Origin of the sequence: Niallia sp. Kr1, from assembly GCF_050389805.1 — a bacterium.
GTDB lineage: Bacteria > Bacillota > Bacilli > Bacillales > Cytobacillaceae > Bacillus_BD.
Genome location: NZ_CP130945.1, coordinates 4,454,336 through 4,466,827 on the forward strand (window position 1 = coordinate 4,454,336; position 12,492 = coordinate 4,466,827).

Genomic DNA, 12,492 nt, shown 5'->3' on the forward strand with positions numbered 1-12,492 from the left:
AAAAACACCTCGCTTATTCAAAGATTTTGATTTTAGTATAAGTCCCGCCTTCGAAACGATAGCCATTGGACTTATCGAAGGACGTGTCTGGACGAATTCTACTTGAGATATCAAACATTTTACTTTCCGATAAAGGTGCAAAAAGAATCGCTTTTCGTTCATCTTTGATGGTCTTTAACACATCGGATGCATTGAATCCAACCGGCTGATTCTCAACCGTGGAAAGCAGGACAAAGGCTCCTGCATCATTGGCTCCCTTAATAAATTCTGAGAAGGCTTTACTTTCGTTCCGGTCATTTGAGATTCTCTTAAAGACTTCGGCATTATGGACGATCAGAAGCTGATAAGCCATGTCTTCCATCTCATCGAGGACATCCCGTCTTCGCGTAACATCTTCAACAAAATCATTGACAAGCAGGAGACCTTCAGACACATCACTGGTATACCTTCTGACGAATCCAAAGTTTGAGCTTTCTTTTAATGCTTTTGCTTTATCATCAATGACAACAGCTTCGACATTGTGGAAAATAATCGTTTCTTTCAGCATGCGTAGTAAGCTAAGCGTAAATTGCTCTTTGCTTTCGGTATCGCCAAGCAAAGTCATCGTACCAGTCGTATTCAGATTCATCATTGAATATTCCACTGTTCCAAAGTCCATTCCGATCGGCAATATGCCTTTCTTTCTAAATGCCTTTGCATCTGTTTGTAATTCTTCTTGAAGGACGAGCCTTTCAGGTACCATTGGAATCCTACGAGCCCTTGTTGAACAATGTTCATTGCGTTTTTCAATAAATTGCTTCAGCTCTTGGCTTCGTTCGACCTCTTTGTCACTTTTTCCAAAAATCGCGACTTGGTACTCAAGAATTCGCTTATCCATCATTAGCAAGCCTCTACCCGTATTTTCCTTCGGTGTTACCCTGCTATGACCAAAGGCTGCACTATACTCACCCTTATCATTACAATTCAGGACAAGTCTTCTGCCGAAGTTGGCCTGTGTCCGATAGTTTAAGGCATTGGATACAGCTGCTGTAATGACAAACGAGATGCCGACCCCTTGCGCTTCACGGCTTAAGCTGTTCAATTCATCGGCCTGAGTCGGGAAATACTCCTTAAAGGCACCCATGTTATCAATCGCCACAACCACCATAGGGAGATCCTTATACCCTGCTTCAAGATAGGCAGAGAAGCTTCCCACTCCATTGCTTGAGAGGATCTTTTTACGCTCAACGATCATGTTTTTCAGAAGCTTGAAGAGATTTTTACATTTTTCCTCTTCATTTGATAAAACGACACCGCCGACATGTGCCGAGTCTTCAAAGATTTTCAGCACCATGCTTCCACAGTCGATTAAATAAAGATTAACCTGAGAAGGATCGTATTTCTTGATTAAACCGTAGGTCATCGTTTGCAGCATCGTTGTTTTTCCGGTTTGGGCAGAACCAACGATAAAGATATTCTCTTTTGAAGGCTCCAAAACCGCTTGTCCTTGGTGCTGTTGTTCTGGATCATCGTAGATTCCAATTGGAACCGAAACACCGTTACCTTGTGTTGAATAGTCAAGCGCCGCGGTCTTGATGACGTCTGGTAGTGAAGGCAGGCAAATCCCTGGAAGCTGTTTAATTCCTTGAACATCACAAAAGTCATGAACATATTCGACAATCGCATCAAGTTGGGACTTTGTTTCGACTGCCGTTTTTGCTTTGCGGTTGGTATAGACCAGCGTTTTCTTACCCCAAAGGTTTCTCTCGTATAATTCAAATGTTCTTTCATTCATTTCGTTTCCAGTCGGAACATTGCCACCGCTATAGGCTGATTGGAATAAATCAAACACTTCATTGTTTCCGACTTGGAAGTAAGCTCGTCCTGGTTCCACAATTTCAGCTGCAAGAGGCGTTTTGATGACCTCATTACTGTCTTCTTTCGTTTGTACCTTTAGACACAATCTGAATTTTGAGTTACTCCAGATTTGATTATCGACAACCCCTGCTGGCTTTTGCGTTGCTAAGATGAGGTGAATTCCTAACGTACGCCCAATCCGTGCCGCCGTAACAATTTCCTTCATAAAATCAGGATGCTCGGCTTTCAGCTCAGCAAATTCGTCAACAATCATGATCAGATGCGGCATCGGTGTGTCCACCTTTTGAGCCTTATAAAGTTTGATGTAGTCGTTAATATGGTTGACGCCACAGGCTGAGAACATTTCTTGACGCTTGATGAGCTCAGCTTTAATGGACAATAATGACCGTTTGATTTCGCGACCATCGATATTGGTGATGGTTCCTAATAAATGCGGGAGATGTTTAAATTGGTTAGCCATCCCACCGCCTTTGAAGTCAATAATCACAAAGCCGACTTCATACGGATGATACAGGGACGCCATGGAAAGAATGTAGGTCTGGATGATTTCACTTTTTCCCGAACCCGTCGTACCTGCTACTAATCCGTGCGGACCATGTGCTCCTGATTTGTCGCTTATATCTAGTTCGACGATTTGATTCTTCCTTTTTACTCCTAATGGAGCAGCCATACTTTTATAGACTAATGAAGAACCCCATCTGTCTTTCAAATTCAAATCCTCAACAGACATGATGCCCAAAAGCTCAAACATGGATATGTTTTTCGTCAATTCCCCTTCAAGTGTCACCTCGTCAACCGTAATGGCCCCAAGTCTCAATGCGACTTCTGAAGCGGTCTTGTACGGGATTTCAGGATACGTAAAGTCCGAAATGATATCTCCTTGCTTGGTCTTTAACGCACTTCCTGTTGGCCTTGAATCCATCCGAATAATTTCTGTACAGCCTTGAGGCAAATGCTCTTCATATTCTTCAAAAAACACAAACGTAAATCCGAACTTATCACAGTTCTTTATGTATTTAGATACCGGATGCGTTTTGATGGCTGAAGAATCGGTGACATAAACAACATAGTGCTCGTCAAATGGTGCTGGATTGTTTTCCTGTTTGGCGTTCTCTCTCGAAGATAGCGTGATGTAGAGATTTTCTAATAAAAGATCTTTACTTTCAGCGTCACAGATAATGTTTCGTACATCGAGCTGTTCGTTTTCAACATTGTGTAGCCACCGAACCCAACTCATTTCTTGGACATTGCTTTCATTAAAAATATAAACAAACTTGAGGTCCCCATAAAAATGACGGATGGCAAGATCAAGGGTGATATTTTTAATCATTTCTCCAAGTTCCGATTTTTCACCTACAACCCCGATACCGGAGGAGGCGTGAAAATTAGAGATGATCGGTGCATTGTCAATGTATCTAAATCTGTCGGCCACTTGCTCAGGAAGCTGGGCTAACGGATCTTCCAGGTCAATCATCTCTTGCTTGTTGATCTTTACCTGATTACTAGATTCTATGCGCCCTTTCCCTAAAGTGACCTGCAGGAAGTCAGGATCCTCGGGTGATTTTTCAAAGAGTCGTCTCCCAAAGTCGTCTACTTCTTTGATACTGTTCTCGAGAGATTCATAGATTAAATTTCGGATTTTCAGCTCATAAGTCCGGGCTTCTTCGATTTCAGCGTGCTTTTCACTGATGTATGTTTGATAGCGGGTAATTCGATCTTCATATTCCTTTTTATAAGCCCTTTTTTCCGACACATACATGGCGATGGACATACAGGCTGCTACAGACATTGAAACGGCACTGTAAATGACAAAGTAACTACCACCACCCATTACCCCTCTAAGAAAAATGGTCATCGCTAACATCACAAGAATCGGAATGAGTGACACCAATAGTTGCCTCTTCGGTTTATGCGGTTTATGCTCGGGTTGTTGAATTTCAAGATCTTGTTCTGGGATTTCATATTGAATCCGGGTATTCCGGTTAAACTTTGGGTACTCCAGATGGCTGGTTTGTTCAAAGACATCTTGGTAGTCCAGTTGCTTGATTTTCAAATCCGAATTTGCCGACGTATATACTTTTCCTTTTTTGTAGTAAAAGCTATATCGGACAATCGCAAAGAAATCGGACTCCTGAAGTTCTTGTTTCTTTTGGATTCGCGAGCCATTGACGTAAACCCCGTATTGGGTGTCGTTATCCGTGACATACCATTTCCCATTTTCATTGGATAGGGTTAAGGAATCAGAGCCTAGATAGGGATCGGTTGCCGAAATCTCACACTCGGGACTGCCGCCGATTCGTAGTTGCCTGACATTCGAAAGATCAATGATGCGGTTATATTCTTTCTTTTCGTAATCAAAATCGATCATAAACGAAAGAGAAAAAACATCATGATCCGACTGTTGGTATTTCAGGGTGAGTTCATCACCATGCTGAAGCTGCTTCGTCATTAATTTTCGAACATCCCCAACCGACAAATACAGATGATCGGAGCAGAGAACATGCCAGCTCTCATTGGTCTTGGTGAAGGTCAGTTCAATCTGTCCAAAGAACAAATCCTTCCGTAGCCGCACATCACAATCTGGATCGGTCCCAATCCTCAACTCCGTCTTATCCGGAGCCAGCTCCACTTCCTTATATAGGTTTTTATTTGAAATAATGATTTTATATCTGCTTTGCATAAGCCTTCTCCTTTTGAAACGTGGATCCCGGTGAAACAGGGGGCGGTTCTCAGTGTTTCACTAACTCTTTGAAACAGAGGGACGGTTCTTGTTGTTTCACCACTACCTTTTGAAACAGAGGGACGGTCCTGGTTGTTTCACTGCCTTTGCTGGAAAGGGAGAACCGTTGCTTCGTTTTACTACCTTTCCATGGAACAGGGAGAACCGTCCCCATGTTTCAGGTTATGTTGATGATGGTCCCGTTTCTGACTCCGAATTCTGAGAGTTGTTTGTTGCCTTTTAGTAGGGCGATTGGGTTTTCTGTTTTCAAATAGCAATTTTTCACATTTGAAACGTCGATGTTTAGGTCGTACGCTTCATTGAGCGCGATCACTAATTCGTTTGCAGAGATGTTCAACGGTACTTCTAAATCGACCGTCACATTACGTTCATGGATATTAAGGATTACAATTGCTTTTTCGTCAGCCATCATTGTCCCCCCTATAACATAAGAAATGACATTCGTTGGACTCCGCTATCCTTTGAGAAATCCTCAATGTTCATTTGGTCATAAAATCCAAAGTGACCAATATAATCATTGATTTTGAATCGGATATCCGGACCCATTAATGCATTTTCCTCTTCTTTATCAAAATCATTGCATATAAAGAAATACTTTTCAGAATCCACTCCATCTATGTGATTTACTAAAACATTCGTTGCATAAACGGACTTCCGATTCTGGTTCGTGACCATTACAACTCGATCAGCGATACTTAATAACCTTGCCTTGTCCTCATCAAAGGTTGGGTCTGCATCGATAATAATGTAGTCATACTGTTTAGATGCCTTTGCTGATCTGGCAATATTTTCATAGATGGAATAAGGCAAGCCAAGCGACATTAATGGCGCCTTGAAGGGCGGGAGATAATGAAAGGTTTCTCGTCGTATCACGTGTTGAATTTCTGGGAAGATCTGTTCATTCGCCCTCGCTAGTTTGGCATAGACATCAGAAGCTGAAATCGCACTTTGATTTTCAAGCAATTGTTGAAAAAACTGGATGCTTGCTGCGTTTATATAGAGAACTCGCTTATAGTTCTTCGTCAGACAGTGGCTCATTCCTAAAGCAAGGGTTGTCTTGCCAACCCCGCCACTAGCAGAGTATACGAGTACGATTTGACATTCTTGTTGCTTCTCAGATATCGTTTGTAACACTCCAGAACTATTCGCGATGATTTCATTAAAAACTACTTTTATACTCGTATATTTAAAAATTCGAACAGTTGCTAAATCCTCTGTCTGCCCTTTTTCGTCCCCGCCGTTTTGTTCTGTCATGAGAAAGGTATGATGGATATTGTGGCGTTGAAGATTAGTGTCATGATACAAATCCTCAGAAACGACAAGAATATCGACTTTTTGAGGGGTTGAAAACAATTCCTCGAAATACGTCTTTTCCGTAATAATCTCGAGATTGACTTTATCAAAGTATTCTTCTACAAATTTGAGTTGCAGAGGAGTCAGATAGTTTTCATCCGTATCTGCAATAATAATTCTTGGTTTATACATATTCTGTCTCACCTTTATAACACGCGAACGTGAAAGTCAATGTTCGCTAATTGAATTCTATCGCCATTTTTGATCGGTCTTGACTTGTTTGGTTGAAGACGGACTTTATTGATATAGGTTCCGTTTGTGCTTCCCAAATCCTCAAGCCAATAATTTCCGTTGATTCTCGTAATCTTACAATGCGCTCGGCTGATCGCACTATTAAAAGAGATGACACCGTCGACCTCTGAATGATTTTTTCCAATGACGTAGGAATCCTTATTCACGTTCAGCTTCAATGCGACTGGAGCGTTCAACGCCTCGAGGGTCATCCCAGAGTCTCTAGCTGTACCCGCTTCTCTTTTCAGATTAGGAGAGTTTCTTGTAGAACCTGCTTCTCTTTTTAGATTCGGTGAAATCCCCGTGATTTTGCTTGCCAACTCCTCAAGCGACAATCTTCCATTTGAAAGCTCTACGTAAAAATCACTGATTCTTTGCGAATTCAATGAAGGCAGACTATTGATCAGCTTGACCAGGTTCGTTCTTAATTCGGTCTCAAAGGCTGAAAAATCCTTAAGTACACGAACATTAATTGGTACATAGATTAATCCTACGGAAAGGTTGCTTGGATGGATGAAAATCTTATCTAGTGAAATATCAATTTTTTGGTAAGATAAGAATCCGTTGTTCTTGACCTCGATGATGGCATTCAGTAAATTGGCCACAACGGTCATAAACCCATTCCCATCAAGCTCCGGTAGCATGGAAGTAAACGTTCGATGCTCCGATGTCAGATAATACAGTTCAATTTTCCCGTTGTACAACATCTGCATGCACTTGATGAACCCCGTATGGTTCTGACTTAGTAAGACTTTATATTCAGTTAATGAAAAATCATGATTATTATTGAGAACATACGCTATATTGGAGGTTGAACCACTAGTCACATCACGTATCGTTCCATATTCCGTAAGAACTCCCATTACATACACCTACCATTGTGAAACATGGGGACGGTTCTCCTGTTGCGCTTTCTTTGAGGACTGAAACATGGGGACGGTTCTGGCGTATCACTGCCTTAACCCGAAGAATGGAGTTTATGAATGAAACGTGAGAACCGTCCCCCATGTTCCATCATTAAACTTCCTTTAAATTATAAAAATTCTAGCATAAATTGACATATTCTTGTCACTTTTTACCGATTATTTACATATAGCAAGGCAATTTCGTTCTTTTTATCCACCATAAAAGACCTAGTTTTAGGTGGAGGTGTGACTTTTGTCATTGAAAGAAACATGAAGATCTGCTCTTTGGAACAGGGGGACGGTTCTCAGTGTTTCACTGTTTAGTAGTTTGGTCTAAACAGAGGAGTAAATTTTTATCGCTAATTTGTGACTCTAGTAGACCCAAAAATAACAAAAAAAGGAAGTAGACCACTACAATTGTAGCAATCTATTTCCTTTCTACTTTCCGTTTCCGCGTCGCATTTCCTAGCGAATATCGACGCTTATCCTTCTTTAAGGTGGGAAACACTACATTGTTTAACTAACCCACTACCAACTTCTCTTTTAATTTGAAACAGCAAGAACCGTCCCTTTGTTTCACGCTCTAAACACAATGTGTAATTTGATGCCCAGGATTCTTGAGATTTGACGGAGTGTGATTTTTTCGATTTTTTTTACTTTGCGGAGGGTCTCATCCCTTTTTTCTTTTGGCAAGCTTTGGATATGGGCAATTTCTAGTGGATGGATGAGTGGTTTAATTTGTTGTCTCGCTTCTTTGTCTGTTATTCTTTGGGGTTTATCGGTATGTTCCATACATTGATCATCGTTTGTTCTTTCGTTAAATTCCTTGAACCTTTCTCGAGCAACGGAGATATCTTTAGAAATTTGCTTTAGTATCTCCTGATGATCCGATAAACCTTGCGGATAAAGTTCTTCTCCATAGTATCCACGGCAGCTGTTCCATTGCCAGTCATCCGGTTTGACCACCATCCCAGCCTTAACAGGATTTTGATGAATATATCGAATGACCCTCCATAAATAGCCGGGTTCCTCCACATTTTCACTTTTATACCGCCCCTGAAACAAAGGTCCGTTGGTTTCGTATTTCCTATTATAGTACCCAACGTAGCTGACACCGATTTTTTTCATTGTAATCGAAATATCCTCGCCCCCTTCTTTTATCAAAAGATGAACATGGTTGCCCATCAAACACCAAGCGTACACCACAAAATGAAGCTTTTTTTTATACCTTTGAAGGATTTCAAGAAATGTGATCCAATCCTCTTCATCATGAAAAATTTCCTGCCTGTTAATTCCTCTCCAAATAAGATGATAAATTCCAGTGATACTTTTGACTCTTGCTACGCGTGGCATAGGAGTACACCGTCCCTTTTTAATAGGTATGTTGTTTTTAATTGCTTTTGCCTTGTCATCCATCCTCTTAAAAATAAACATTTATTTGCACGCTGTTGTTCTGTTTGTTCTAATGAAAATTTGGGCTTAATTTGATTTCGTACCGACTTCTACTAAACTAGCACAGGCTAAAAATGCCGCTCTATTTAAGGAATACTAGTTTGTTCTTAGAAGCAAAAGACAAATATAATTGGGTTTGTGTAGATAAAGTGGCCAGGTGCCTGTATTTCTTTACAAAGGATTAAATTGAGGGGTTTAAAACTGTTTGTATATTTCGAGACATTTATAGACAAATGTTTTATTTATATTTAGTAATGAAAATATAGGAATATTTGGATGATGCCTTTAAATTGAGGACTCCTTTAATCTCAATTTAATGTTAATTATGAAAAATAACCTCCCTCTATAAATGTTAATATATCAACGGTTTGAGCCGTTGGTGGAGTGTCAAAAAAATATTTTTGGACACGAATCCTAATAAAATTTTCATATTATGTGAAACTATTCCAGTGTATGGGTACGCTACGCGGTCACTACTGGAAAATAATGGTAAAGTAGTGTTCGGAAATTATACGATGCACAATAGATCTCTGCGTAGCTTATGATGACGTACCCTCCCATGTCTCTGGGCATCTAAGTGCCTACATTCCTTCGTTCGGTCTAGTCATAAGGCAGAGGCTAGCGAAGCTCCTTTAGGGACTCAAGGTCGGATGGTGAAAATAGTGCCAGCTTCTCCGTGTCATCCTGTTGTCTAGTTTTGTTAAAGGGATGTAGATTTTTACATAGTCTCTGCGAGACTAGGAATATCCTTCATCATTCGCTGTGCGTCAAAAGCTTTGTGCTTTGTACTTATTCCATGTAAGACTTTTAATAGTTTTCCGCATAGAACCACAATAGATTGCTTCTTCCGTAACGGATTAACCTTACGGTTAGTGTAATATTCATGCAGCTTTCGAAAGGCTTCATTATGGCGAACCATTGGCATCATCACTCGGAAAAGGAGGGCACGTAGCTTTCTTCTTCCCCGTTTGGAGATATGTTTTTGCCCTTTGTGCTGGCCGGAAGAGTTTTCACGTAAAGTTAGTCCCGCAAGTTTAATGATTTGGCGTGGATCTTCATAGTGTGAAAAGCTACCGATTTCAGCCAATAAATCAACGATTGTGGTATCGCCCAGTCCTTGAACCGTTGAGAGCCATTCGTACTCTACAGACGTTTGTACAAGCGTGACTAATTGCTGTGTAAGACTTTTAATTTCTTGTTCCAACTGGTTGTAACGGCGAACGAGCGTGGCAATTTCAATACGGGCCATCTCACGTCCTTCTGTTACTCCGATGGAGCTAGAACTGACTTCAATGAGTTGTATTGCTTTTGGTCGTTGGGGAGATTTTAGCCCCTCAACCTGTCGGTAAAGTGATAAGACTTCATCGGGTTGCTTTTGAAAAAGATCACTTGGAAATGGAGTACATTCAAGTGCAGCCAAAGCCATTTTTCCGAATGACGGAAACACCTGAGTGAATTCCGGGAAATAGCGATCTAACCAGCGAATCATCATATTTTTGACAGCACCTAATTCCTCTGTCAACTTACCTCTAAATGTTGACCCAACACGAAGCTCCGCCTCAATGTCTTTCAAAATACGTGGATAACTAAAGCGCCCATCTTTTATGAGACGAGCGATCACCAGCGCATCTTTGCGATCATGTTTGGTTGGTAAATTGTCGTCCAACTCTTTTGAGCGCTTGACGTGCAAAGGATTAGCCATTGCGAGGGGAATGCCTCGTTCCTCAAGGAAATAGGCTAAATTAAGCCAGTAATGGCCAGTAGGTTCAATCCCTACGATGACTTCTGTTTTTTCGTGTTCTTTCATCGCAGTTAGAATACGATGATAAAAATGCTGGAATCCATCATAAGACTGTAATATAGAAAATGATTTTTGGAGCACTCGCCCACGATCATCTACAAAGCAGGCGAAATGTTTTCGCTTCGCAATGTCGATTCCGACAACGAGTGTGTTTTCAGTGACTTGATTTATTTTATGGTTTTGTTTAAAATCCATATGGAGTCCTCCTTGGTTAACAAATTAGGGGTCAATTTCTGCAGATTTTGACACCCCGTATCATACCAAGAGGGCTCTTTTTTGTTCAAGTCCCCGAAAATCCTTTTAACAGGAATGCTCCTTTAATGCATTTTAATAAGCTAAAACGGAGGAACAGTTTCGCTGTTTTAATAATCAAATGTATATTTCTAAAATGATTGACAAATTATATAAAATTTTGTATAGTTTAAATAGAACGTATGTTCTAAAAAAGTGTATAAATGGAAATGTTTCAAACCGTTTAAGCACAGGATTGAAAGAAATAAAGTTAATTGATTCATTTTTTGGTAAATTATACAGAAGCAGAAGTAGTAAAAATGTCATCACCAAGACAAAGTGAAAGGGGCTATTCACGATGTTACAAACTTACCAGACAAAGTTGAGGAGCGTCCAACTGAATAACGGTTTGTGTTCAGAAGACTACCTCCAGGAATCCGGTAAGTTTTTTGGCATACTAGAACGTAAACTGTTTGTGCAATTATATGTAAAAAAACAAACCGTCCCTTCAATTAAATCTTCCTTTTCGAAACAGCATGGAATCACGGCAAGACAATTTAATTCTCTTCGGATTCAATTGGAAGGAAAAATTGATTCGGTCAAAGAAAACATCAATTTCCGAATGGAACAATTAACCGCGAAGATCGCTGAAGTAGAGAAGTCCATTGATAAAAAGCATAAACAAAAAGAGACATGGTTGGAAAAGATTCAAAACCTGAGTCCAACAAATCCTCGTTTTGAGAACACCGTCAAAAGATATAGAAACATCAAGTTTGTCCTCCACCAAAAGAAGCGGAAATTACGTAATCTCCAACAGAGACGAGAAAAGTTAACATGCGACATAGAGGTTAATCGAGTAAGGATTTGTTTTGGCTCGAAGAAACTATTTCACAAGCAATTTCATCTAGAAGAGAACGGATACACATCCCATGAAGAATGGAAACATGATTGGCAATGCGCACGGAGCGCTCAATTTCTAGTCGTTGGCTCGAAAGACGAAACGTTTGGAAATCAAAGCGCTTCCTACAATATAAAGAATGAACTTCGTTTACGTGTTGCCCGTTGTTTTGAGGAAAAATACGGGAAGTATATTTGTATTCCCGATGTGTTGTTTCCCTATGGACAACCCTTTTTAGATGAGGCCAAGAAAGCGTATATCGGGATCACAAGAGGTGGTAAAACACAAAAATATTTTAAAGCAGTCACCTACCGTTTTGTACGAAAGAAAAAAGGATGGTATCTTTACGCAACAGTAGACAGAGATACATCCGAAATTGAGACCTCTAATCTTGGAGGGGCCATTGGAATTGATTTAAATGCAGGCTTTTTAACCGCGTGTGAAATTGATCGTTTTGGGAATCCATTACGAGAATGGAAGATTTCCTGTCCCATGTATGACAGAAGAAAAGAGCAGGTTTCAGCTTCATTGAGTGATGCCATTCAAAGTGTCTTACTATATGCAAAAGAAAAAGGAAAACAAGTAGTGATTGAAAACTTAAACTTCTCCAAGAAAAGAGTTGCATTAGGGGAAAAGAATAAAAAATATGCACGTATGTTATCTGGATTCGCTTATGCTCAATTTCAAGAGTTGATCCAATCAAAAGCAAAAAAACTTGGTGTAGGTATCGTCTCGATCCATCCTGCTTATACAAGTCAAATTGGCCATATGAAGTTTATGGCTCGTTATGGTCTTAGTTCACACGGTTCCGCGGCCTGCATGATTGCGAGAAAATCCTTTCGCTTCCGGACAGAACAACCAAGATACGATACGGTATTAGGACTTCCAAAGACATTTGACAAAGAAAAATCTAATTATAGAAATTGGATGAGCCTCACCCAATATATAAAAAGGAATTATACGTTCCAAGACAAAATTGAACTATTAAAAGCAGATCGTTAACTAGGTTGGAACGGGGGCAACG

The 12,492-nt window shown here is 40.3% G+C and carries 7 protein-coding genes; 1 reads left to right on the forward strand and 6 read right to left on the reverse strand.

The features are described 5' to 3' along the window. Positions 1 to 13: 13 nt before the first annotated feature. The 6 genes from essC to Q5760_RS21945 form a co-directional block, all read right to left on the reverse strand. Positions 14 to 4,537: a type VII secretion protein EssC gene (gene essC / locus Q5760_RS21920; RefSeq protein ID WP_428909705.1), complete on the reverse strand. Its 4,524-nt coding sequence runs from the start codon at positions 4,535 to 4,537 to the stop codon at positions 14 to 16. A gap of 217 nt (positions 4,538 to 4,754) precedes the next feature. Continuing rightward, complete coding sequence (locus Q5760_RS21925; protein ID WP_428909706.1) at positions 4,755 to 5,006, reverse strand: EsaB/YukD family protein; 252 nt, start codon at positions 5,004 to 5,006, stop codon at positions 4,755 to 4,757. 11 nt (positions 5,007 to 5,017) lie between these two features. Beyond that, positions 5,018 to 6,082 (reverse strand): AAA family ATPase, encoded by a 1,065-nt coding sequence (locus Q5760_RS21930; protein WP_428909707.1) that lies wholly within the window; start codon positions 6,080 to 6,082, stop codon positions 5,018 to 5,020. Positions 6,083 to 6,096: 14 nt separating this feature from the next. Next, positions 6,097 to 7,044, reverse strand: a complete 948-nt coding sequence (locus tag Q5760_RS21935; protein WP_428909708.1) for an FHA domain-containing protein — start codon at positions 7,042 to 7,044, stop codon at positions 6,097 to 6,099. Between the two features lie 618 nt (positions 7,045 to 7,662). Further along, a complete protein-coding gene (locus Q5760_RS21940; RefSeq protein ID WP_428909709.1) occupies positions 7,663 to 8,439 on the reverse strand; it encodes a transposase in 777 nt (258 codons plus the stop codon). Between the two features lie 817 nt (positions 8,440 to 9,256). Next, positions 9,257 to 10,534, reverse strand: a complete 1,278-nt coding sequence (locus Q5760_RS21945; RefSeq protein ID WP_428909710.1) for an IS110 family transposase — start codon at positions 10,532 to 10,534, stop codon at positions 9,257 to 9,259. A 394-nt stretch (positions 10,535 to 10,928) separates the two neighbouring features. Between Q5760_RS21945 and Q5760_RS21950 the strand changes: the two genes are divergently transcribed. Continuing rightward, positions 10,929 to 12,470: an IS200/IS605 family accessory protein TnpB-related protein gene (locus Q5760_RS21950; protein ID WP_428909711.1), complete on the forward strand. Its 1,542-nt coding sequence runs from the start codon at positions 10,929 to 10,931 to the stop codon at positions 12,468 to 12,470. The last annotated feature ends 22 nt before the right edge of the window (positions 12,471 to 12,492 follow it).